Source organism: Chryseobacterium sp. II3a (assembly GCF_057815135.1).
Genome location: NZ_JBYPZJ010000001.1, coordinates 663,807 through 689,333 on the forward strand (window position 1 = coordinate 663,807; position 25,527 = coordinate 689,333).

A 25,527-nucleotide genomic window follows, 5' to 3' on the forward strand; every position below is an offset into this window, starting at 1 on the left:
ACAATTATTTTCCGGGAAACCGATATATAAGTTTATAATGTGTATTGAAGCAGTGGTATAGATCTATGCCACTGTTTTTTTATGATGTTTTTATAAAAAAGAGAGATTACAACTTCTCAAATGTAATCTCTCAATTAAACAAATAATATAAATTGTAATATTCTCAGTTTTCTATGAAAAGATGGATTATCATTCTGAGATATTATTTCATCATAGGTTGTTGTGTTAAATAGGCCTCTTTTATTTGTGTTTTTAGTTAATATTATTTGTTTAGTTTTTAAAATAAATCCCACCCCTCTAGATTTTCATCATTTGTGTTCTTAATACTTTTATTAGATTAAAGCTAAAAGTGTAGCAGAGGGGAAGGGTATTATAATATTTCTTTTAAATTATATGCTTTAATATATGTTTATTCTTTAATGGTGTTATTAATATTTTTCACATGACAAACATATTCAATAATGATAAATATTTCCAAAAAATCGCATACGACATAGCTACACTACAGCTACTACTTGGTGTTTAAGTTGTTGATTTTCATGTTTTTAAAATGTAGCAATTGAAGTCTGAATATTATTTTTCATAAAATAAAAATTAAAAACTCTTCACGAAAAAATCATTTTTTTGATCTTAACATCTGTTGTTTTTTAATAAAAAGAATCTTTATAATGGAAATTTTATAGAATATGTTATGCGGTGAATATTATTAAAAAGGCAGGCTTAAATGAATTATCATGTAAGCTTCATAAAAAATCCTGCCATTGGCAGGAAATATATTGTGTAAAATAGTGTTTCAAAATTATAAGGAAGTAAAAAAGCTGTAAAGATCTGTTTCGGAAGAAATATAAAGTTTTTTTCTAAGCCTGCCTTTTTTTGTTTGTACAGATCTGTGCTGTATAAAAGTAAAATCTGCAATGTCTTTTGATGAAAAGCCAAGCCAGATCATAGCACATAAAGACAGCTCCGATTTTGTAAGCTGTGGATTGATTTTTAAAATATTCTGAATTAAAGCTGTATTGATCTCTTCAAATCTATTAATGAACTTTAGATCATTGCTCTTGGCAAGATCCAATAATTCTGCAAAATCTTCCTTAGAAATTCTTTCCTTGGCAATAAAAGTTATGGTATTTGATTTTCCAGGGTGTTTATTTTGTTTCTTATACTTTCTTTTTCTGAACAATAGAAATAAAATAGTAGAAATAATAAGGATGAATGCACCAATGAATATAAAAATGATATTATTGTTACCCTTATTTTTTTGTTCAATAATTTCGCTTAGAGAAATATCAATGGCTTCATTCCCAGATACTTTTAGATTGTGGTCCAGTTCCTCAGCTTTGGAGGCGTAAGAGTCTTCCATTGCCTTGTTATTGAGATTTTTATATACAAAAGAGATCTGTTGGTAGAGATCTGGTAATTTGTTGATTCTTTTTGTTTTAATTAAAATATCCGCGGCCTTTTCATAAAACTCTAATGCCTTTTCATATTGTTTTTTTTCAGAAAGGAGATCTGCATAAAAAGAGTAAATGATTCCCTGTCTTACCGTTCCATATTCAGAATCTTTAAGAAGAGATAATGCTTTGTCATTATAAAAAGTAGCAGAATCAAGATTTTTGGTCTGTTGTAAGTGATAATTTCCAATCAGGGAAGCATTAAGAGCGGAAGGATCCATACTATAGCCTATGTGGCGGTAAATCAATGCTGAGTCTTTATAGGTAGAAGAAATAAAATCAGCTCTTTGCTCATACGTATTTCCTAGCAGCCAGCCTTTTTCATTGAGTTTTTTACCGTAATGAATAGCTTTAGCATTATAACTTAATGCAGTATTAACCAATCCGGTTACATAATTAAGCTGGCCATACTCATGGTAGAGTTTAGCATAAAGAAAATTGTCATTAAGCCGGGTTGCTATTTTTTCTGCCGATTTCAGGTATTCATGACTAGCTTTATATTTTCCCAACATGCCGCATGTATTGGCGAGATTAATATATCCTAAGGCTTCTCCTTTTGAATATCCGCTTTCTTTTGACTGTTGGATCATTTCATTATTCAGAGCAATAAGTTCTGTATCTTTTCCTTCAAGCCTCAGTTGTTCGTTTTTTTTCAGTAAAGCATTGTCAATCTCCTGAACATCGATTTTTTTACCACAGCTTCCCAATGAAATTGCAATAAAAATAAATAAAAATATAGGGTGATTTTTTAAATTGATATCATTGATGCGGTTCATAAATTTTTATGATTTGTAATCATTGATGAAATGAAAAAATAATCTCAATACTAAGTCTGAAAAAAGATGTCATCTCTTTTCAGAAATCTGCCGTTTTCAGTTTTAATGTAGAATAAAACTGTATTGGATTTCTTTATATTGGTAGGCGCTGATTGGTAATGCAGTGCCAGGCGACTTATTACAGTTGCCGGGATTAATAAATTTAACGATCATCATCTTTTTTGTTGTTTAATAAAATCTGTTTATTTCGTAGACAGATTTGAAAAGCCAAATTAGTGAAAAATATGCATAAGTCCAACACTTAGTTGTTTGGATGGAAGCCGCAGCGCTGGAATGGTGTTTTTTTTAATTTGCAGATTTATACCGGTTTATACAATTTGAGCACTTTCTTTAATGCTGCTCATTACAAAAATACTTTTAGTCTGGCCAATACCTTCAATTTCTGATAGTTTATTAATGAAAAACTCATGGAATTCATCCATATTGGGAGCCAGAATTTTGAGCATAAAATCAAAATCACCACTGATGTTATAAAATTCTACCACTTCTTTCAATTTGCCTACTTCTTCAATGAATTTCCCTGCCGTTTTTTTATTATGAACATTCAAGGCGATCATGCAGATAACCATCATTCCTTTATTCACCTTTTTACGATCTACTACAGCAGTGTATTCTTTGATGATTCCCTGTTTTTCCATTCGTTTAATGCGCTCGTGGGTAGGAGTGGGGCTAAGGTTGATTCTGGCTGAAATATCACGGACACTCATCTTGGCATCCTTCTGAAGGAGCCGCAGGATGGAAAGGTCTTTTTCGTCTGGAGTGTAATTTTCTGTTGGCATTTGTTCTGTTTTGTAAGGTTAATTTCTCTGTTTTAGTTATTTTGTTCTTTTTATTGTGGTTATTTAGTTTTATTGTTCCAAATTTAGTGTTTAATTTTTAATTACGTTCTGTTAATTTTAATTTTGCAGGAAATTTGAATATATGGATACAAGGAGAAATTTAATATTAATTTTAGCATCGGTGGGAACTTTTGTAGAGGCTTTGGATATTGCCATTATTAATTTAACCATTCCTTCTATTCAGGAGCAGTTTCACATCGGAGCGGGAACTGTTCAGTGGTTACAAACACTGTACGTATTATTTTTCGGAGGTTTTCTGATTATCGGCGGAAAGCTTTCTGATCAGATAGGAAGAAAGAAAATTTTCTTATTGGGAGCTTTAATTTTTATGTTAACTTCATTAGGAGCTGGGCTTTCCGAAAGTTTCAATATATTAGCTATATTTCGTGCCCTTCAGGGGTTAGGAGCTGCATTTGTGATGCCGGCAGCCTTGTCTATCGTCACCAATACTTTCAGGGAAGAGCAGGAAAGAAACCGCGCGATTGGGATCTTTAGTTCTTTTGCTGCGATTGGTTCCGGGAGTGGTCTTTCGGTAGGAGGAATTATCAGTACCTATCTGAGCTGGCACTGGGTTTTCCTTATTAATGTTCCAATTCTTTTAATCACACTTATCCTATCCTATTATTATTTGCCAGCGGATGAGAAAAATGAAACTGCACAAAAAACAGATGTTATTTCCGGGATATTAATGGTGCTTGGGCTTTTAAGTCTTACTTACGGAACGCATGAACTGGTTCATATCAAAGAACAGCCTTTTCTTGTAGTAGGTTCATTAGTCGTAGCTGTATTGCTTTTACTAATGGTGTTCTTTAGATTGAGAACGGTTGCAGAACCTTTATTTGATTTGAAACTATTCAGACATGGTTCATTGGTGGTTTCCAATGCAGCTTTCTTTACTTTAGGTGCATTTTTTATCGGATTTTTATTCCTGATTTCATTAATGCTTCAGAAAGATATGGACTATAGCGCTGCTTCAGCAGGATTAATGCTTGTTCCGTTCAGTGTTTTATCTGCCTTAACGGCCAAATTTATTCTGCCTCACATTTCAAAACGGTTTACTTCATCACAAATGGGAGTGCTAGGATGGTCTTTTATGCTGGCTGGCGGGTTGTTGTTATTAATTTCAGTCTATACAGGACATCCGCTAACGGTAGTGCTATTAGGAGCAGCTTGTATTTCGGGAATAGGAATGACTTTCTGTTTTACAGCACTTTCTGTAATGGGAATTCAGGATGTTGAACCTTCCAATTACGGATTGGCATCAAGTTTGAGTTCTACAAGTTACTTCCTGGGAGCTGGGATTGGGCTGTCATTCATGACTTTAATGAGCCAGGTTTTTCCTTCAGAATTTGCAGTTGGGAGCCTGAATCTGATTGTACTGATTGGTTATGCTCTTTTAGCCCTTGGAATGTTATTCTATTTTATATTGAAAAGCTTAAGAATGAAGCAGGCTGAAGTGGCTGTTTCGTGATAAGCGACCTTAAAATTACACAAACTATATGAGTAAGGAATCGGTGTTTAGGCGTCGGTTTCTTTTTTGTTTAGAGATTAATCCTTCTTTATTACTTTTGTATTATGAGAATACAAATCATCAGCGATCTTCATCAGGAATTTGGAAGGACCGAATTATGGTTTGATCATGCAGATATTGTTGTGTTGGCTGGTGATGTCAACTTAGGAACTAAAGGGGTTGAATGGATCAAACAAGCTATTCCTGATAAACCGGTTATCTATGTTCTGGGAAATCATGAATATTATAAAGGCTCGTATCCAAAAACGCTTCATAAAATAAAAGATGCAGCAGAAAATTCTAATGTTTTTGTGCTTGAAAATTCTTTTGTAGACATTGAAGATATCCGTTTTCATGGGGCTACCTTATGGACTGATTTTTCAATCTTTGGCAATCCATTGGAATACGGAATGATTTGCCAGCCGAAGATGAATGATTATAAAAAAATCAAACGTGATCCATCTTACTCAAAACTGAGAACGATAGACACTTTCAAAATTCATCAGCTTTCAAAAGTATGGCTGCAGGAAAGTCTGGAATCATCTAGAGAATTTAAAAATATAGTCGTTACCCACCATGCACCAAGCATTCAGTCTGTACCGGAACCCTATAAAGAAGATCCGCTATCTTCCGCTTATGCTTCTAATCTGGAAGATATGATTCTTGAATATCAGCCGTTATATTGGATTCATGGTCATATTCATACTCCAAACAGATATGCTATCGGGAACACTGAAATTATCTGTAATCCTCATGGGTATATTGATGAACAATATAATGGCTATGAGAAGGAATTGATTGTTGATGTATAAGATTTATCTTTTAGTTCTACGCAGCTCCTGTTCTGTTGCCTTTCCATAGGTTAGCCTTTTTCACTACCTTCGTACCTCACAATCCATTTCCTATGGCTAAAAAATCCTATAAAGAATCTCCCAAAGAACCTGATTTTGTTTCACGGCTTGCTTTTGATGAAGTTTTGCAGCAGGTAGAATTTGATCTCAGAATTCAAGAATTTGTAGTGATGGAGATTGATAAGGCAAATTATATCATCAAACCCAATATACCTTATCGTTCTGATTACTTCTGTATTTTTCTTGTGCAGGAAGGAAGCGCAGGGTTTAGGCTGGATGATAAAAAATATACGGTCTATAAAGGAGATGTTGTTTTTTGTCCTATGGCAGAAACTTTCTGGGTAGATGATATTGCAGATGATTATAATGCCAAGTATATCTTCTTTTCAGTAGACTTTATTTCTGAGGCTGGTTTTAATTATAAATCGAATAATGTACTGAAGAGCTTATCATCAGATCCTGCTCATATTATAAGGAATGAACCTGAAATTTATAAAAGGCTGCAATTTTACCTTAATCAATTGAAAATGTTGAATAATAAGGAGAAAGAGAATTATTATTTTAATGAAATGATCTGGCATCATTTCTCCTTGGTTATTTACGAGATTGATAACTATTTTAAAAAAATCGAAAAACCACATTCGGTAACGCCTCGGGAAGATGAGCTTACGACCAGTTTTTTTAAGCTTGTACAGCAGTATTTCAAAGAAGAACATAATGTTCAGTTTTATGCAGACAGGTTATTTATCAGTCGGAAATATCTGACTAAGGTGATCAATAAAACAATGTTTAAAACACCTCGGGATATTATTCATCAGGTGCTGGCAGTAGAAGCAAGACTATTGCTTAGAAATCCCAATTTTAATATTAATGAAGTGGCTTCACAACTAAAATTTTCCGATCAGGCGTCTTTTAGTAAATTTTTCAAAAAACATACCGGAAGAGCCCCTCTGGAATATAGAAAAGATGATTTGTATTGATAATGAGTAAGTTGTGGCTTTGATGTCTTTTTGCTAAATAGAATCATATTTTTGATTTATATTTTAGAAATATGTCATTTAATTTGTCTATGAATGATATTTCTCATGTTTTGAAGAATAAGGAGTCTTTTTGACAAAACAAGAGGTTTTTTGACTAATTCTATTGAATTTTTTTCGTTCGAATTTTGTACGGAAAATTTAAATGACTAGAGTTATGCAAAGATTTTTTATTCAAAAATCAATCCTACTTTTTCTTTCACTCATCGCTTTGACGGGATGTAAGAAGAGTGATCAAAACCAGGCTTACCAACAGCAGGTGCCAGAACTTCCTGTAGAAATAGTAAAACAGGGCGACGCTTCTGTTTCAAGAGAATATGCAGCGTCCGTTGAGGGAATTTCTAATGTAGAAATCAGACCTCAGGTAACCGGATATTTAAGCAAAATTTTTGTTGATGAAGGAGATTATGTGAGAGCCGGACAGCCTTTGTTTAAAATCGAAGACAGAATATTTGCTGAGCAGCTAAAAAGTGCACAGGCAGCATTGATTACAGCTCAGGCTAATCTTTCAACGTCAAAAATTGACTTGGACAGAAAAAAGGAACTATTCAAAAATAAAATGGTTTCCGAAATTCAGGTGAAAGAAGCGGAGGCTGCTTATAATGCTGCAAGAGGAGCCGTAAGCCAATCAACATCTTCCATTGAATCAGCGAAGATTAATCTTAATTTTTCTACGATTAAAGCTCCGGTAAGCGGATTTGTCGGAAGATTCAACTATCGTTTGGGAAGTTTGATGACCCCGGGCAACCAGGAACCGATTACCTTATTATCAGATATCCATGAAGTATATACTTATTTCAGCTTAAGTGAAAATGACTTTAATAATTTCCAGAAGCAATATGTGGGAAACAGCATTGATGAGGTTATTAAAAATACACCAGCAGTATCTCTATTGCTTTCTGGTGGTGAAAAGTATGCTGAAACGGGAAGAATTGATGCTGTTGAAGGACAGTTCAACAAAACGACTGGCTCTATTACTTTAAGAGCAAAATTCAACAATCCGAATAACATCCTGAGAAGCGGAAATACAGGAAAAATTCTATTGGATCAGTTCTATAGCAATGTTGTACTGCTTCCAATTGCATCTACCAGAACCATTCAGGATAAAGTTTTTGTGTTTACCATTAAAAATGGAAAGGCAGAAATGCTTCCGGTAGAAGTGAATGGGAAAGCTGGAGATCAATTTATTGTTTCCAAAGGCTTGAAAGCCGGAGATCAGTATATCGTTTCCGGTTTCGATAGATTGCAGCCGGGAACTCCTGTAGTGGCACAAAAGAAAAATGCTCAACAGAAAAAATCGTAAGAAGAAATCATGTTAAAGAAAATTATAAAAAGACCCGTACTGGCAACGGTTATCTCTGTATTGCTTGTTATTCTCGGGATCGTCGGTATGGTCAGTCTGCCGATTACAAAATTCCCGGATATTGCCCCGCCTACTGTTATGGTAACGGCTGCTTATCCCGGAGCCAATGCTGAAACAATTGCAAGATCTGTAGCTCCGCCATTGGAAAATGCCATCAATGGAGTGGAAAATATGGATTATATTACTTCTACCGCGAGTAATGATGGTACCCTGAGTATCACAGTAATCTTTAAACTGGGTACAGATCCTGATCAGGCTGCGATTAACGTTCAAAACAGGGTAGCTCAGGTAACCAACCAGCTTCCTGCTGAAGTGATCCAGGCCGGAATTACTACTGTCAAGAGACAAAACAGTATGATTGCAATGGTTTCCCTGACGAGTAAAGATGGTTCCATGAGTGATCTTTTCCTTGAAAACTATGCGAAAATCAATATTGTTCCCGAACTGAAAAGGGTAAAAGGAGTAGGAGATGCAATGGTGTATGGAAATAAGGATTACTCTATGCGTGTATGGCTTGATCCGAATAAGCTGGCTTCTTATAATCTTACTCCATCAGAGGTTTCACGAGCGATTCAGACCCAAAACCTGGAAGCAGCACCCGGAAGATTAGGGGAGAGAAGTAAGGAAGTGATGGAATACGTTCTCCGATATAAAGGAAAATTTACTGAGCCTGAGCAATATGAAAATATTACCATAAAAGCTTTAAGTGATGGTTCTGTTTTGAAATTAAAAGATGTTGCCAGAGTAGAGTTTGGAGCTTACAGTTATACGGTTTCCTCTAACTTTAATAAAAAGGCTTCTGTAACGATGGCGATCTTCCAGATGGCGGGTTCCAATGCGAACGAGGTTCAGATCGCGCTGCAGGAAAGAATGAAAGAACTTGAAAAATCTTTTCCGGCTGGAATGAATTATGAAATTCCATATGCTACTAAAGAAGCACTGGATCAGTCTATTGAACAGGTAATTCATACTTTGATTGAAGCATTTATTCTTGTATTCATTGTAGTATATATTTTCCTTCAGGACTTTAGATCAACATTAATTCCGGCTATTGCTGTACCGGTATCGATTGTAGGAACATTCTTCTTTATGAAGGTTTTTGGTTTCTCGATCAACATTCTTACGTTGTTTGCGCTGGTGCTTGCGATTGGTATCGTGGTGGATGATGCGATTGTGGTAGTGGAAGCGGTTCACGCGAAAATGGAGCACAAGAAATTGAACCCAAGAGCAGCAACGATGTCTGCAATGAGCGAGATTACAGGAGCCATTGTTTCGATTACCCTTATTATGTCTGCGGTATTCGTCCCGGTGGCATTTATGAGTGGTTCCACGGGGTTATTCTATCAGCAGTTTGCTTTGACATTAGCAATTGCTATTGTGATTTCTGCGATCAATGCGTTGACGCTGAGCCCTGCTTTATGTGCTTTGTTTCTTAAACAGCATCATGGGGGAGGTCATGAGAAAATGAACTTTAAAGACCGGTTTTTTGCTGGATTTAACGCCAGTTTCAATAAGCTGACATTCCGTTATGGAAAAGCGGTATTATTCCTTTTAAAGAAAAAATGGATTGCAGTGGCCATAATCCTTGCTTTTGGAGGATTGTTTACCTGGATGTCTATGACGACTCCCAAAGGATTTATTCCTGATGAAGATCAGAGTTTTATTATTGTAACAGCTAATCTGGCTCCGGGAGCATCTAAGGACAGAACGTCTAAAGTGGTTTCGGATACGGAAGATCTTTTGATGAAAAATCCTGCTGTAGATAAAGTGATTTCAGTAGATGGGCTGAACTTATTCAGTGGATCGATGTCTTCTTCTGCGGCTTCTATTTTCGTGAAATTAAAGAATGGCGGCCAAAGAGGTCCTGTTCATGATATCAATGCTATTATTGGTCAGGTGCAGGGAACGCTTTCACAAGACAAAAGAGCTAATTTCCTTGTATTGAATACCCCAACAGTAGATGGTTTTGGAAATACGAGTGGTATGGAGCTTGTGCTTCAGGACCGTACCAACGGAGAACTTCAGAATCTTGGGAATATTTCTTACGGGATGATGGGAGCTTTGATGCAGAGACCGGAAGTAGCAGTAGCATTTACGACCTTTGATGTTACCTATCCGCAGTTTGAAGTACTTGTGGATGAGGTGAAATCAGCTCAGCTTGGAGTGAATGTTTCTGATGTATTGGGAGTAATGCAGGGGTATTACGGAAGTATTCAGGCTTCAGATTTCAACAGGTTCGGAAAATACTATAGAGTTTTGGTGCAATCTACTCCGGAAACGAGACAGGATAAAGAATCTATCAATGGGCTTTTCGTTAAAAATAATCTGGGGCAAATGGTTCCTATTAATACCTTGGTGAGTTTAAAACAAACAACAGGGGCTGAGGTAGTAGACCGTTTCAACCTTTTTAATTCATCCAATTTAACAGTAATGGCAGCTCCTGGTTACAGTACAGGGCAGGCAATGGCTGCGGTAGAAGAAGTAAGCAAGCAGGTTCTTCCTCCCGGGTATACTTATGATTATAAAGGGATGAGCCGTGAAGAAGCAGGTTCCAGCTCACAATCAGTAATGATTTTCGGATTGTGTATTGTATTTGTGTTCTTCCTGTTATCAGCACAATATGAAAGTTATATTCTTCCATTCGCTGTGTTGATTGCGATTCCGGTTGGGTTGTCAGGTGTTTTTGTAGGAATTACTTTCGCAGAACTTTCCAATAATATTTATGTTCAGATCGCCCTGGTGATGTTGATTGGGCTTCTGGCAAAGAATGGGATTCTGATCGTGGAATTTGCGATTCAGAGACGAAGAGCAGGGAAAAGTCTTATAGCTTCGGCTGTTGAAGGTGCAAAGGCCCGTTTACGTCCGATTTTAATGACTTCACTGGCATTTATCACTGGGTTGATTCCATTGATCTTTGTGGTAGGTCCGTCTGCGATGGGTAACCATTCTATTGGCTATGCTGCGATTTCAGGGATGCTTTTCGGAACGATCTTAGGAATTTTTGTAGTTCCGGTACTTTTTGTGATGTTCCAGGCTTTGCATGAGAAAATCAATGGAAAAGTAGTAACGGATGCGGATTGGGAATATTAATTCAAATGATTTTAACAATGAAAATTAAAAATATAGCATATATCGCATTCATTTCAGGAACAGCGGTTTCATGTGGAGTTCAAAAGTTTGAGCAGCCTGAAGTGAAGATACCTGAGACTTTCAGAAGCGACAGTATTTTCGTGGCTGAGCACAATGAAAACATCGCAAAGATCGGCTACAAAGACTTTTTCAAAGATCCTGTTTTAATAGGATTGATTGATAAAGCAATGATTCAGAATAATGATTTGCAGGTTGCTTTAAAACAGATAGAATTTGCTTCATTAGCATATACGCAAAGCAAATGGGGAAATATTCCTACCATCAATGCTACTGCCAATGCTAATATCAGCAGACCTTCTGACAATAGCATGAACGGGATGACGGCAGGCCAGTTTATGGGAAAAAGGTATATGGAAGATTATACAGCAGCACTTAATTTTTCGTGGGAAGCTGATATCTGGGGAAAGATTAAAGGAAGAAAAGAGCAGGCATTGGCTGATTATCTTAAAACTCAGGAGGCAGCAAAAGCGGTAAAGACACAAGTGGTAGCTGCTGTAGTTCAGGGGTATTACAATCTTCTGATGCTGGATACCCAATTGAAAATCACAAAGTCGAATCTCACCTATGCGGATAATACTCTGAAGTTTTTGGTGAAGCAACAGGAGCTTGGATTAACAACTGCTTTAGCGGTGCAGCAGCAGGAAATTATAAAGGACCAAATTCTGAAAAACATTTCGGCTATTGAAAGCTCTGTGGCTACACAAGAAAATGCTTTAAGTCTGTTAACCGGTTCTATGCCTGAGAAAATTGAAAGAAGTGCAAGTCTGAATACTGTTCAGTCTCCGGATCATATTTCAGCAGGAGTACCTTTAGAATTGTTAAGCTACAGACCTGATATAAAAACTGCTGAATTAGAAGTAAGGAAAAGTGCAGCAGCAATTCATGTTGCTAAAATGAGCATGTATCCGTCATTGAATATTACTGCTCAGGGCGGAGTAAACGCCTTTCAGATCAGCAAATGGTTCAGTGTTCCGGGTTCTCTCTTCGGTATGGCTGCCGGGGCCATTGCTCAGCCTATTTTAAACGGAAAACAGCTGAAAACCCAGTATGAACAGTCTAAAGTATTGGCTGATCAGGCGGAAATAGGTTTTAAACAATCTGTATTGAAGGCAGTAGGCGAAGTTTCTGATGCGTTAGTACAGATTCAAAAGCTGGAAGAACAGCAGAAAATTGCTGAAGGGCTGGTCGTGAAATCTAATGAGGCGGTGAAAAAAGCTGATATGTTATTCAAATACAACTCAGCAACGTATGTAGAAGTGATCATGGCTCAAACCAATAAGCTTACTGCTGAATTGGAACTGGCTTCTCTGAAAGCTCAACGATTGAATGCAATCACAGCGCTGTATCGTTCCGTAGGAGGCGGATGGCAATAAAGTAAAATTAAACCTGCTTCGTCTTTAGATGCAGCAGGTTTTTAATCCAAGATCATTATGAAGAATACAGGTATACAGGAGGGAATCATTTTAATTCCGGATTTCAGCGGATTTACCGAATTTGTGTTCAATACCAAACTTTATACAGGAGAATATATTGTAAGACAACTACTATCTACGCTGATTGATGTGAACGATCAGTATTTTGAAATTTCTGAAATTGAAGGGGATGCGATATTATTTTATCGGTATGACGAAAACCCATCATATCACAGTATTTCCAAGATGCTATGGAAAATGCGTAATGCATTCAATGGAAAAATAAAAGAATTGAGTAAAAATTTAAGTACGACAATAGATTTGTCACTGAAGTTTATTGTTCACTATGGGGCTTTTTCGCAATATAATATTGGGAATTTCAGAAAATTGTATGGTAAACCTATCGTGGAGGCTCATCAGCTCTTGAAAAATGGTTGGGCAGAGAAGCCTTCGTATGCATTATTCAGTAATTCTTTTTTAGAAAATACAAATAATGAGGAAGCTGATTTTAATAAAGACCAACTTCACCTGCCAGAGGTGGGTATGATTCATTATTTTGAAAATACAATCTAGCATATTTTTATTTTTTAATCCTTGTAAATTTGCTATTGCTAGCGGCCCGGGTGAGATCCGGGCTTTTTTTATGGGTAAAATAAAAATAAATATGTTAAAGTTTGGTTAATGAAAATCATTGTCATTATGAATTTATTGTATATATTTTTGTAATAAGTGGTTTTGGTTGTTTATTTTACAATGATAGTTGATGGTTTTTAAAATTTTCCTAAAATCAAATATTGTAAACTGTTAAAATCCAAAGGTTTATTTCGTTTCTTAATTTTTTTGATGTAACAAATGTTATAGTATGGTGGTCTTATAGATAAAAACTAAGATTTCACATGAAAAGAATATTATTTTCTATAGCAGCATTAACAGGTTCTCTGGCGTTGGCTCAGACACAGGTTCCAGATCCGGCTGCTAAGGATACTGTAAAGGGAAATGCAAAAGAAATAGAGGCGGTTACTATTGTGGCAAGAAAACCAACCGTAGAGTCTAAAGTAGACCGAACTGTTTTTAATGTGGCCAACAGCGCCATTGTAGCTGGAAATACAACTTGGGATGTTCTGAGAATGACCCCTTTGGTAAGTATTGATAATAGTGATGCTATAAAAGCGGAAGGACAGTCGGTAACCGTATATATCAATGATAGAAAATCAGTTTTTACAGGAAAAGAATTAAAGGAATATCTTAAAACGATTCCGGCAGATAATCTACTGAAAATTGAAGTGATTACAAGTCCGTCTTCAAGATATGAAGCTTCCGGTTCCGTGATCAATATTGTTTTGAAGAAACGTGATGATGAAGGATTAAAAGGAAGTATTTCACTCAGTAACAGACACAGTACAAAAAATACACAATACTCCAACTTTAACCTGAATTATCACAAAAAGAAATTTACGCAGACCCTGATTGGAAGCTATTCTAATAATAATTATGTACAAAAAGGGTCCAGTAATATTGTGTTTTATGCAGACAATACGCTGAATAGAGATTTAAGCTATCAAACCATATCCAGAAGTGAGACTCCATCACTTTCCTCTACTTCCGAATTTGAGCTTAATGATAAAAATAATATAGGAATTGTTCTGGAGTATTATCAAAGCCGGGGTTTATCTTTATCAGATACAGACGGAAGAGAGTATGATAATCTGAAAAAGGATTTTATTGATTATCATCAGGCTCAAAGTGCGAATAGCTTTTACCGTAATCTGGGCACTAATGCTTTTTATAAATATTATGATAAAGAGAAAAACAGAATTCTAGATATTAATCTAGGAACCAATTATTCCGGAAATGATAATAATGAGCTCATCAATAAAACAATATTGAACGATCCGAATATTAAAGAAATAGGATCAATAAATAATGGGCAGATGCGTAATTATTACCTGAAAGTAGATTATACCCAGCCATTAGGTAAATCCTGGGGAACCATGGAAGTAGGTGGAAAAACAGAGTTCAACAATCATGTAATTCCTAATAATCTTTATGGATACTCTTTGGGGACTTCTGAATATGCAGGGCTCTCAACCAGGGATAAATTTCATTATGAGGATAATATTACTTCTGTATACGCCAACTATAGTAAAACGTTTTTCAAGAAATTGGAAACCAGGATAGGCCTTCGATATGAATATATTGATTTTAAAGTAAGACAAGATGTAGCGGGAACCGAAAGAAAAGACGGTTATGGTACTTTTCTCCCTAACTTATTGCTGAAATATAATTTTTCAGATAAATATGATCTGAGTCTTACCTATGACCGCAAAATCTGGAGACCTTGGTATTCGGAATTTAATCCTTTTTTAACTCCATCTATTGACGGAACGTATTCCAGAGGAAATATGGATCTGAATCCTAATCCTAACGACAGGCTTTATCTGAAGTTTGGAATCCTGAAAAAGTATTTTATTTCTGCAAGGTATATGCATACCAATCAGGATTACTGGACCACTTATTCCAGTGAAGGAGGAAGAAATGTATCTTTCCCAGGAAATTTCAATGGGAAAGTTGAGAAATATTACATTTTTGCCAATACCAATCAGAATTTTCTTAAAAATAAGCTGAATCTGAATGTTGGGTTCGGTTGGTACTATATTGATAATCATGATTTTAATTTAAAAAATGATATCGGAGGGAGAGCCTATATCAACTATTGGGGTGGTTCTGCCAATCTTTCTTATACAAATCTTTTCAATAAAAATATTAACCTGAGTGCCTGGATGGAAATCTCCAATCAGAACAATGGAAATACTCAAGCTAATAATACCAATGTATTCCACAATATTTCCATTACGAAAATATTTCCTAAAACACAGATGGAAGCCAGTATACAGCTGATGAACATCTTTAAACGACCTTATTCTGATGATATTACTTACAATCAGGGCGGAACGGTCAGAAGATATGAATTATGGGATTGGTATGGAGTGAATGTTACTTTTGTGAAGCGTTTCGGAAACCAGAAGGTGAAGGAAAATACCAAAACGGATGTTGAAAAAAATGCAGGAGGGGCAAAATAAAAAAGTGAGTTCAATATAAAAGCAGGTTTCAGTTTTGGAACCTGTTTTTATTGATGACGGCGTAATTTTTATTGGTTATATCATTACATATACTTAAGTTTGTAAAAAATAACCATGAAAAAAACAACATTAAGCTTCATTGTTGCGGCTGGATTAATTTTAGGGACAGCTGCTCTATTGGGTCAGAATCCATCTGACGTAATTACTGAAAATTCTATTCATTTGGCTGAAAATAATGCGGGTAACGGTATTGAAGGTACCTGGAAAATCCATAAAATAGATGGTCAGAAAGTTGAAAATGATTTAACAAAGACATTTGCTCCTGGTGGTGTAATGATTAGTAAACAAGGTCGCGCTAGCAAAAAAACGAAATGGAAAATTGAAAACGGAAAACTTTGTGTGAATGAAGTAGGAGACGATTTTTCTTGTTGTGAATATAAAGTCACAAAAACTACTTTGACATATACTATTATGGGGAGTGAGTTAAGTTTTATTCGCAAATAATTTTAAGAAGATACATTAAAATTTGATATAAAAAATGCCCGAGTTTAGTCGGGCATTCGTTTTAGAAATATATAAGTAAGGTTACTTCAAGGTAAACTTCACCTTCGTTTTAATAGCATCAGAAGAATTTCCTATTTGAGCTTCAAAATCTCCTGGTTCTGCTACCCATTCGTGTTTTTGGGCATCAAAGAAACTTAAAGCAGACTTATCAATGGTAAAGGTTACTTCTTTTTCCTCTCCGGGATTTAAAAATACTTTTTCAAACCCTTTCAATTCTTTGGAAGGACGTGGTACAGACGATTTTAAATCACTGATGTAAAGCTGGGCAACTTCTGCTCCGGCCTTCTTTCCTGTATTTTTAACCGTTACCGTAAAAGTGATGGTATCGTTTAGTGATAGGGCGTTTTTATCTGCTTTAGCTTTTCCGAACTCAAACGTTGTGTAGCTTAATCCGTGTCCGAAGCTGAAAAGAGGTTTGATGTTTTTGGTATCATGCCAGCGGTATCCTACAAATATCCCTTCATTGTAAGTGATATTGATCGGGTTTTTCTGATCTTTTCCTTTTCCTGCGGCCAATTCCTCTTTCTGACCAGGATATTCTCCAAGCTGGTGTGCAGAGTTATCTTCAAGCTTTACAGGGAAGGTAAACGGAAGTTTTCCTGATGGGTTGGCATCACCGGCTAAAACAGAAGCAATGGAATTTCCAGCTTCAGAACCTAGATACCATGATTGTAAAACGGTTGGAACTTCTTTAATCCATGGCATAGCAACAGCATTTCCGGAAACTAAAACTACAGCCAGGTTTTTATTTGCTTTGGCTAAAGCTCTAATGACATTATCCTGATTATATGGTAATCCATAGCTTTTTCTGTCGTTTCCTTCACTATCCTGGAAGTCTGCTTTATTTAATCCGCCAACGAAAATTACGTAGTCGGATTTTTTGGCTAATGCTACAGCTTCATTTAGAAGTTCGGCTTCAGAACGGCTATCTTTTAAGTCCTGTCCGGATTTTACCCCGTTGTATTCACCACCTATGTCTCCTACATATCCTCTGGCATACTGGACATCGGATTGTTTTCCAAATCTTGATTTTATTCCGTCTAAAGGAAGGGTTTCATATTTTACTTTTAATGAAGATGATCCACCGCCTACAGTCATAATCTTGATCGCATTTTCACCAATAACGGCGATTTTTTTAGCTCTGTTAAGGTCGATAGGAAGTACATTTCCTTGATTTTTTAACAATACAATTCCTTCTTCTCCAATTTCCTTAGCTACTGCTTTATGCTCCTCAGAAGCTACATTTCCGAAAGGCTTGTTTCTGTTCATAGTGGTTTTATAAGCAAGGCGAAGCAGTCTGGTTACCTTATCATCAAGCTCTTTAGTTCCCACTTTTCCTGCTTTAATCAGGTCAAGATATGGTTTTGCCAGATAATAATTATCATAGGCATTTTTAGTTCCGGCAGAAAGGCCATTGGTCCAGGATCCGAATTCAAGATCCAATCCGTTATGGATAGCCTGTTCAGTATTGTTAACCGCTCCCCAGTCTGACACCACTACACCTTTATAATTCCATTCTTTTTTCAGAATATCATTTAAAAGATATTGATTCTGGCTGGCATACTGACCTTTGTACATATCATAAGCACCCATAATTGTCCACGAATCTCCTTCTGTCACTGCTGCTTTGAATGGAGGCAGGTATATTTCATATAATGTTCTGTCATCCACATTTACATTGCTGGTATGGCGGAACATTTCCTGATTGTTCAGAGCAAAATGTTTTACGGAAGTCGCTACCCCATTAGATTGTACCCCTTTGATGTAAGGAACTACCATCTTTGAAGTCAGATAAGGATCTTCGCCCATATATTCAAAGTTTCTCCCATTCAGAGGAGTTCTGTAAATATTGACACCGGGTCCCAGCAGGATATCTTTTTTTCTGTAGCGGGCTTCTTCTCCCAATGCTTTACCATAGTTCCAGGACATTTTCTTATTCCAGGTGGCAGACAAAGCAGTCAGGGCAGGGTAGGCGATAATGGAATCATTGGTCCATCCGGCTTGATCCCATTCGTCCCACATTACTTCAGGACGTACCCCGTGAGGGCCGTCAGTGGTCCAGAATTCCGGAATTCCTAATCTCGGAACACCGGGAGAACTGAATTTTGACTGTGCATGAAGCATTGCTACTTTTTCTTCCAGAGTCATTCTGGAAAGGGCATCCTGAATACGTTGTTCTACAGGTTTTGATTCATCTAAATAAACGGGAGTCGTGTTCTGGGCCATATAAGAAACAGAAATAAGGGTGAATAAACTTACAATGGCGGTTTTCTTTAACATATTGCCTTTTTATTGGATTGAAGCAAAAATAAGCAAAAAATTTATATTATCTCAAATTGAGAAAATAAATTTTAAAGCATAAAAAAACTGCCTACAGATTTGTGACAGATTTTTTAGAAGGTAGAAATATGGAGAGAGATTAAAAGAGAATAGATGAAGAGATGTAAGATTTGATGTTAATAATCAATTTTGCTTCGCAAGTGAATCGTCAATGGCAACTGAATGGAAAACAACTTTAAACCTTGAACATGAAACCTTAAACTTTAACATTATCTCTGCAATTCATTACCAACCTTTCACAGCTCCTCCCTGAAAAACTTCATGGGCTTTCTTTTCCACTTCATCAGATTGGTAAGCTTTAACGAAGTTTTTTACTTTCTGGCTGTTTTTGTTATCCTGTCTTGCTACGACAAGGTTAACATAGGGTGAATCTTTATCTTCTTTGAATATTCCTTGCTTTTCCGAATCCAGTCCGGCCTGTGCTGCGAAATTATTGTTGATGATTCCCACTACAACATCTCTGTCATCCAAAACCCTAGGGATTTGCGCTCCCTCAATTTCCATAATATTCAATTGTTTTGGGTTTTCTGTAATATCAGTCACTTTTGGAAGTAATCCGACACCAGCTTTTAATTTCACCAAACCGTTTTTCTGTAGCAGAAGTAAGGAACGGCCGCCATTCGTTGGGTCATTAGGAATAACAATGGTGCTTCCGTTTTGAAGTTCACTAAGGTTTTTAATTTTTTTAGAATAGGCAACAATAGGGTAGACAAAGGTATTTCCTACAATAGCAAGATTATATCCCCGTTGTTTTGATTGTTCGGTTAAATAAGGAGCGTGCTGGAAAGCGTTGGCATCAATATCACCATTTACCAAAGCTTCATTGGGAACCACATAATCATTGAAAGGAATCAATTCTACTTCAAGGTTATATTTTTCTTTGGCTACTTTTTTAGCCACTTCTGCTACTTCCTGCTCCGGTCCATAAGTAATTCCGACCCGGATGAAATTCGGATCATCTTTTCTTCCTGAACATGCGCTGAAAAACAATACTCCGGCAGCTATTAAACCTAAAATCTTTATTTTTTTCATTCTATTCTTTTTAATAATATGTATAAGGTACAGAACTCCTTTGTTCACCTCTCACTTACTCTCAAACCTTACAAGCCCAAACTTATCTATGGTCAAACCTCTTAGACAATCTGTCTCCCATAAACTGGATGATAAATACCAAAAGAACAAGCAGTATCAAAACAGTATTCATAATCACGATATCATATCCGATATATCCATACTGATATCCAACCTGGCCTAATCCACCGGCACCTACGGCACCTCCCATTGCAGAGTACCCCACTAATGTGATCAAAGTAATGGTAGCATTATTAATTAATGAAGGAAGCGCTTCCGGAAGTAAAATCTTTTTAATGATCTGAAAAGGGGAAGCTCCTAATGCTCTTGCTGTTTCTATTAATCCTTGAGGAACTTCGATAAGGCTGTTTTCAACCAATCTTGCAATAAAAGGAGCAGCACCTACACTTAATGGAACCAATGCGGCATTCACACCAATAGATGTCCCAGCCAAAATCCTTGTGAAAGGAATCATCCACACAATTAAAATAATGAAAGGGATCGCACGAAAAATATTCACGATAATGGATAATGCTCTGTAATAGGCTGCATTTTCCAACAGTTGTCCTTTTCTTGTTAAAAATAGCAGAATCCCCACCGGAAGCCCTAAAACAAATCCAAAAAATCCGGACACAAATGTCATATAAACCGTTTCCCAGGTTCCTTTTGCCAAAAGGGCAAGTACCGCATCACTAAGCATATCCTTTTATTGTATTTTGAATTTTATTCTGATTAAAATAATAAATGGCTTTTTGGTTTTCCTCAGCCTCTCCTTGAAGTTGCAAAAGTAGTTTACCAAAATTAGAATTCCCAAAATATTCTACATCTGCTTTCAAAAGTTTGTATGGGATTTTATGCTCATTGTATAATGCCGAAAGAATCTGTTCAACACTAATATTTTCGCTAAGTTCTATTTCGACCAGTGGAAATAAGCCATCTTTTGGCTCTTTCTGTAGTCTGATATTGAGTTCCTGTGGCAGGGTCATGACGTCTGAATTTATAAATTGTTGGATCACCGGATTTTCCCGGTTTGAAATGATCTCACTTAAAGTTCCTTTGGCTAATAGTTTTCCTTTGTCGATTACGGCAACGTGGTTACAAACTGCTTTAATGACATCCATTTCATGGGTAATCAGAAGGATTGTAATCCCTAATCTCACATTAATATCCTTTAGCAGCTGTAAAATAGATTGAGTGGTCACCGGATCCAGTGCGCTGGTTGCTTCATCACAAAGCAGCAGGTGAGGATCATTGGCTAGAGCCCTTGCAATGGCCACTCTTTGTTTCTGGCCCCCGGAAAGACTTTTGGGGTAATCATTAGCTTTATCTTCAAGACCTACAATTTTCAGTAATTCGTTGACTTTTTTATTGATTTGATCTTTGCTGATGTGATCCAGCTCGAGGGGAAGTGCTACATTATCAAAAACAGTTCTTGAAGAAAGAAGATTAAAATGCTGGAAGATCATTCCTATTTTTTTACGTTCGTCAGCAAGCTGTTTTGAACTTAATTGGGTGAAATCTCTTCCATTAATAATGATCTGTCCTTCATCCGGTCTTTCCAGCAGATTGACGGTACGGATCAGGGTACTTTTTCCGGCACCGGAAAACCCTATAATTCCCACAATATCTCCTTTGTCAATATTAAGGCTTACCTGATCCAGTGCCTTAAATGCCTGTTTTTTCTGGTGGAATGTTTTTGATATGTTTTTGATTTCTATCATTCTGATGTTTTATACTATTTAAATAGGCTGATATCTCTTGCCTGCCCTGTTAAAAAATCTTCTAACTCTTCTGATTTTGACCTTAGACCGTTTTGAAAGTTTAAAATACTTGGTCACATTGGTCAGCAATACTCCCAGCAATATGATTGCCAAACCATATAACTGGCCTCCATTGATACTTTGATTGGCCACAAGCCATCCGGCAATAACCGTTACAATAGGGTTAATGTAAGTATGGGTGCTTACTAATGCAGCGGGTTTCACGGACAACAGCCAAATGTACGACAAATAAGCGACTATCGATCCAAAGAAGATCAAAAACAGAACACCTGCCCATGCCGATACAGGTACGTTTGAGACCGAAAAATCAGTAAATTCCCCTCTGAATAAAGCGATTAGAAAAGCAGCAGCTCCCGCTACAATAAGTTGTTGGGCAATATTCATAAAGGTAGATTGTGAGGCAGGATTTTTCTTGGAATATAAAGATCCTAAAACCCATGCAACAGAGCTTAATCCCAATACCACAAAAGCGGTAATACGAAGTTGAGGATCAGCAGCGGCATGTGCAGCTGTCGAATGTACACTTCCTTTTAAGAAAAAGATCAATCCTACAAAACCAATCGCTAATCCTATCGGAATAAATTTATCTGAGAAATAATATTTCCAGTTTTTTCTGTCGATAGCAATGAACCAAAAAGGCCCTGTCGCTATAGAAATTGCAGCTTCAGAAGCAGTGACATATTGTTCACCCCAAGCTACAAGACCTGTTCCGCCGGTAAGAATGAGAACTCCGGTGATTGCGTTTTTTTTCCAGTTAATCAAGGAATTTGCTTTTTCTCCTTTAGACAGAAGATATCCGATCATCAAAATCCCTGCTACCAGAAATCTTAATCCCGAAAGAATGAATGGTGGAAAACCTTTCAAGCCAAATGAAATAGCTAAAAACGTAATCCCCCATATTACATAGATATTTGTAAATGCCAATGGAACCAGCCATTTGTTTTTAGAATTGTTCATTTTTATTTTTTTAATGTTTTGGTTTTTAAATAAAAAAAGGCCCTACAACTCGGTAGGGCCTTCGAAAGTATGTCATATTAAAAGTAAGGTCACCCACAGTATTCTTGATGCACATGCATACACATATCCTTCATCATGTTTTTAATGATGTGTTTATTGGTTGTGGTATTTGTTATTTTTGTGCTCATTTTATTTTATTTCCTGAATACGTTTGCAAATATATAATATAAATTCTATTAGTCCACTAAAAAAGTAGGGTTTTTGAATATTAAATTATTATTAATAGTTTATTGTGTTTGTTTTCAGTGTTTTAAATTTTTATGATTTTATATTTTATCATCATTGAAATTTATTTTTCCATTTTTTGATTCATTTTTAAATAAATTTTTGAGTTTTTTATGTTGTGAATAAGGTAAAATAAATTGAATTTTTTGTGAATTGCGTAATTTTTTTTAATTGAGTTTGAGCGGGAATATTGAGCTTTATCTTTTACTTAGTATTAACCATTTCTAATCTGTATGAATTTATGATATATGAATTTAAAAAAAATTATAAGCAGACAGATTAATAGTATAATTTAAATAATTGTTTGTAGTTACTATTTCAAAATTTCCTTTCGACTATTAGTTTTCTTGAAACTCGAAAAATAATTGATCAACTTTGAAGTGTGAACTTAATTAGCTAAAGTCAAAAAAAATCCCGATTTTTGCACTCCTTCATTAAACCCGAGTTCATGAAATTATGTATTGCCGAAAAGCCAAGTGTTGCCAGAGATATTGCCAAAGTGTTAGGTGCTACTGCATCTAAACAGGGCTATATGGAAGGAAATGGCTATTGCGTAACATGGACATTCGGGCACCTTTGTACCCTGAAAGAACCTCACGATTACGGACCACAATTTAAATCCTGGAATTTATTTTCACTGCCCATTATTCCCAGCAGTTTTGGAATAAAGCTGATCCCGAATAAAGGGGTTGAAAATCAGTTTAAAGTGATTGAAAGATTGGTCGAAGAATGTGATGAGGTCATCAACTGTGGGGATGCAGGGCAGGAGGGAGAACTCATCCAGCGTTGGGTATTGCAGAAAGCAAAATGTACTAAACCCATTCAGCGGTTATGGATCTCTTCTTTGACGGAAGATGCTATTAAAGAGGGTTTTGCAAGCCTTAAACCGGCAGAGGATTATAAAAATCTATATCTGGCAGGAAATGCAAGAGCTATTGGAGACTGGTTATTGGGAATCAATGCGACAAGACTTTTTACCAAGAAATTTGGGGGAAATAAAGCTGTTCTTTCGATAGGAAGAGTACAAACTCCTACATTAGCGATGCTGGTTCAGCGTCAGAAAGAAATTGATGCCTTTACGACAGAAGAATATTGGGAACTGAAAACGAAATATCGTGAGGTAGTTTTCAATGCGGCGATTGATCGTCTTAAAACTTTAGAAAGAGCAGAAAAAGGACTGGAATACCTTAAAGTAAATCCGTTTGAGATTGTTTCTTTCGAAATTAAAGAAGGAAAAGAAAAGAACCCAAGGCTTTTCGACTTAACTGGATTGCAGGTAGAAGCCAACAAAAAATATGGGTATTCTGCAGAAAATACCTTGAACTATGTTCAAAGTCTTTATGAAAAGAAGCATGTAACCTATCCGCGTGTTGATACGACTTACTTATCAGACAGTTTATATCCGAAAATAGAAGGGATTCTAAAAAAAATGTACCCCTATCAGGAACTGATTGCCCCTTTACTGGAAGCTCCGATTCCAAAATCAAAAGCAGTATTTGATGATACCAAAGTAACCGATCACCATGCCATCATTCCTACGGAAGTTCCTCCTTCTCAGAACTTAAGCAGGGAAGAGAAACTGATTTATGATCTGATTGCAAAACGTTTCATTGCTGTTTTCTATCCGGAATGTAAAATTTCAAATACTTTAGTAGAAGGTAAAGTAGGAACTATTCCTTTCAAAACCAGCGGAAGACAGATTCTGGAACCAGGATGGAGAGCTGTATATGCTAAAGAACCGAAAGAAGAATCTACAGATAAGGAAAAAGAAAAAGAGGAAGAACAAACTATTCCTGAATTTATTGTTGGAGAAACCGGTCCTCACGATCCAATGATTCACCAAGGGAAAACCACTCCGCCAAAACCTTATACAGAAGCAACCCTGCTGAGAGCCATGGAAACTGCCGGAAAACAGGTAGAAGACGAAGAATTACGCGAAATGCTGAAGAATAACGGGATCGGAAGGCCATCCACCCGTGCGAATATCATCGAAACGCTTTTCAAAAGAAAGTACATTGAAAAGAAGCGTAAAAATCTGATTGCCACTCAAACAGGAATTCAGCTGATTGATACTATTGAAGACGAACTTTTAAAGAGCCCGGAACTGACTGGTGAATGGGAATCAAAACTTCGTAAAATTGAAAAAGGCGAGTATGAAGCCAACCTTTTCAAAGAAGAACTGATCCAGATGGTAACAGAACTTACGGATAAAGTAGTTTACGGAAAAGGGAAAGTGATTACCCTGCAGGATGAAGAGAAAGAAGAGGTGAAGGAAAAGAAAAAAAGAGAACCTGCCCAGAAAAAAGAACTTCAGTCTTGGGAAGAAACTAAGTGCCCGAAATGTAAGGAACATAATCTGATCAAGGGGAAAACTGCAGTGGGATGTTCTGACTTTAAAAATTGTGTGTTTAAGATAACCTTCGAAATCTTTGGCAAAAAGCTTTCAGATAAACAGCTTTTAGATCTTGTTTTAAAAGGTAAAACTTCAAAATTGAAAGGCTTTACCACCCATCCTGAAGGACTCACAGAAGGTGTACTTTCCTTACCTGATGATTTCCAGGTACAGCTTAGCTGATCCTGCCAGCTTTATGCTAGACAGAAAAGTTACAAAAACTTTTTTTAACACCTAAGCTACTAGAAGTTATATGCTTTGCGCACATAAAGTTATCCAGCGTTTTTTATGAAATTTTATTTTCATCTAAAGTGTACTTATCTCTCTGTATTCAAGCGTCTGTAAGATGATAAAAAGCAATGGTACTTTAAGTCTATAAAATCACCTTTACATTATTTTTTTTACCAGAATTTCGGGAGATTAGTGAGAATTTATAAATTTATTTTTTGTTTTTTAGATGATTTTTTTCATGCTGCTAAAAAATGGATTTAGAATGTGTTTAATTTTGTTTATTGATTTTTAGTTATTTATGTTTCATTTTAGTTTGATTATATTGAAAAATCAATAACACTAATTAGAATAATTAAAAATAAAGAGACCTTTTTCTT

The 25,527-nt window shown here is 36.3% G+C and carries 17 protein-coding genes; 10 read left to right on the plus strand and 7 right to left on the minus strand.

Features of this window, described 5'->3' with window-relative positions:
• Window positions 1-799 precede the first annotated feature (799 nt).
• Together AC3HD6_RS02990 and AC3HD6_RS02995 are read right to left on the minus strand one after the other, a co-directional pair.
• The gene (locus AC3HD6_RS02990) at window positions 800-2,227 is read right to left on the minus strand and encodes a LuxR C-terminal-related transcriptional regulator (RefSeq protein WP_488894996.1); all 1,428 of its coding nucleotides are present in this window, start codon (window positions 2,225-2,227) and stop codon (window positions 800-802) included.
• A gap of 368 nt (window positions 2,228-2,595) precedes the next feature.
• Window positions 2,596-3,066, minus strand: a complete 471-nt coding sequence (locus tag AC3HD6_RS02995; protein ID WP_488894997.1) for an Lrp/AsnC family transcriptional regulator — start codon at window positions 3,064-3,066, stop codon at window positions 2,596-2,598.
• Window positions 3,067-3,208: 142 nt separating this feature from the next.
• Here AC3HD6_RS02995 and AC3HD6_RS03000 point away from each other — a divergent pair, with 142 nt between their 5' ends.
• The 9 genes from AC3HD6_RS03000 to AC3HD6_RS03040 all read left to right on the plus strand — a co-directional run bounded on the left by AC3HD6_RS03000 (window position 3,209) and on the right by AC3HD6_RS03040 (window position 16,033).
• Window positions 3,209-4,597, plus strand: a complete 1,389-nt coding sequence (locus AC3HD6_RS03000; protein ID WP_488894998.1) for an MFS transporter — start codon at window positions 3,209-3,211, stop codon at window positions 4,595-4,597.
• A gap of 104 nt (window positions 4,598-4,701) precedes the next feature.
• Window positions 4,702-5,448, plus strand: coding sequence for a metallophosphoesterase (locus AC3HD6_RS03005; RefSeq protein ID WP_488894999.1), 747 nt, complete (start codon window positions 4,702-4,704; stop codon window positions 5,446-5,448).
• 92 nt (window positions 5,449-5,540) lie between these two features.
• Entirely contained in the window at window positions 5,541-6,467 is a 927-nt protein-coding gene (locus tag AC3HD6_RS03010; protein WP_488895000.1) for an AraC family transcriptional regulator, read from the plus strand.
• A gap of 214 nt (window positions 6,468-6,681) precedes the next feature.
• Window positions 6,682-7,827 carry an efflux RND transporter periplasmic adaptor subunit gene (locus tag AC3HD6_RS03015; protein ID WP_488895001.1) on the plus strand — a complete coding sequence of 382 codons (1,146 nt, stop codon included), beginning with the start codon at window positions 6,682-6,684 and terminating at the stop codon, window positions 7,825-7,827.
• Between the two features lie 9 nt (window positions 7,828-7,836).
• A complete protein-coding gene (locus AC3HD6_RS03020; RefSeq protein ID WP_488895002.1) occupies window positions 7,837-10,977 on the plus strand; it encodes an efflux RND transporter permease subunit in 3,141 nt (1,046 codons plus the stop codon).
• A 17-nt stretch (window positions 10,978-10,994) separates the two neighbouring features.
• The gene (locus tag AC3HD6_RS03025; protein WP_488895003.1) at window positions 10,995-12,410 is read left to right on the plus strand and encodes an efflux transporter outer membrane subunit; all 1,416 of its coding nucleotides are present in this window, start codon (window positions 10,995-10,997) and stop codon (window positions 12,408-12,410) included.
• A gap of 57 nt (window positions 12,411-12,467) precedes the next feature.
• A complete protein-coding gene (locus AC3HD6_RS03030; protein WP_068944015.1) occupies window positions 12,468-13,022 on the plus strand; it encodes a DUF2652 domain-containing protein in 555 nt (184 codons plus the stop codon).
• A gap of 323 nt (window positions 13,023-13,345) precedes the next feature.
• Window positions 13,346-15,529 carry an outer membrane beta-barrel protein gene (locus AC3HD6_RS03035; RefSeq protein WP_488895004.1) on the plus strand — a complete coding sequence of 728 codons (2,184 nt, stop codon included), beginning with the start codon at window positions 13,346-13,348 and terminating at the stop codon, window positions 15,527-15,529.
• A 114-nt stretch (window positions 15,530-15,643) separates the two neighbouring features.
• Window positions 15,644-16,033, plus strand: a complete 390-nt coding sequence (locus AC3HD6_RS03040; RefSeq protein WP_488895005.1) for a hypothetical protein — start codon at window positions 15,644-15,646, stop codon at window positions 16,031-16,033.
• Window positions 16,034-16,114: 81 nt separating this feature from the next.
• On the opposite strand, the gene AC3HD6_RS03045 is transcribed toward AC3HD6_RS03040, so the two are convergent.
• The 5 genes from AC3HD6_RS03045 to AC3HD6_RS03065 all read right to left on the minus strand — a co-directional run bounded on the left by AC3HD6_RS03045 (window position 16,115) and on the right by AC3HD6_RS03065 (window position 22,242).
• Window positions 16,115-18,373 (minus strand): glycoside hydrolase family 3 C-terminal domain-containing protein, encoded by a 2,259-nt coding sequence (locus tag AC3HD6_RS03045; RefSeq protein ID WP_488895006.1) that lies wholly within the window; start codon window positions 18,371-18,373, stop codon window positions 16,115-16,117.
• Window positions 18,374-18,658: 285 nt separating this feature from the next.
• A complete protein-coding gene (metQ, locus tag AC3HD6_RS03050) occupies window positions 18,659-19,465 on the minus strand; it encodes a methionine ABC transporter substrate-binding lipoprotein MetQ (protein WP_488895007.1) in 807 nt (268 codons plus the stop codon).
• An 82-nt stretch (window positions 19,466-19,547) separates the two neighbouring features.
• Complete coding sequence (gene metI, locus AC3HD6_RS03055; protein ID WP_488895008.1) at window positions 19,548-20,204, minus strand: methionine ABC transporter permease MetI; 657 nt, start codon at window positions 20,202-20,204, stop codon at window positions 19,548-19,550.
• Window positions 20,197-21,225, minus strand: a complete 1,029-nt coding sequence (locus AC3HD6_RS03060; protein WP_488895009.1) for a methionine ABC transporter ATP-binding protein — start codon at window positions 21,223-21,225, stop codon at window positions 20,197-20,199. Before AC3HD6_RS03060 ends, metI begins: the two co-directional genes overlap by 8 nt.
• 18 nt (window positions 21,226-21,243) lie before the next feature.
• Window positions 21,244-22,242 (minus strand): EamA family transporter, encoded by a 999-nt coding sequence (locus tag AC3HD6_RS03065; protein ID WP_488895010.1) that lies wholly within the window; start codon window positions 22,240-22,242, stop codon window positions 21,244-21,246.
• Between the two features lie 733 nt (window positions 22,243-22,975).
• Between AC3HD6_RS03065 and AC3HD6_RS03070 the strand changes: the two genes are divergently transcribed.
• Window positions 22,976-25,102 carry a type IA DNA topoisomerase gene (locus tag AC3HD6_RS03070; RefSeq protein ID WP_488895011.1) on the plus strand — a complete coding sequence of 709 codons (2,127 nt, stop codon included), beginning with the start codon at window positions 22,976-22,978 and terminating at the stop codon, window positions 25,100-25,102.
• Window positions 25,103-25,527 lie beyond the last annotated feature (425 nt).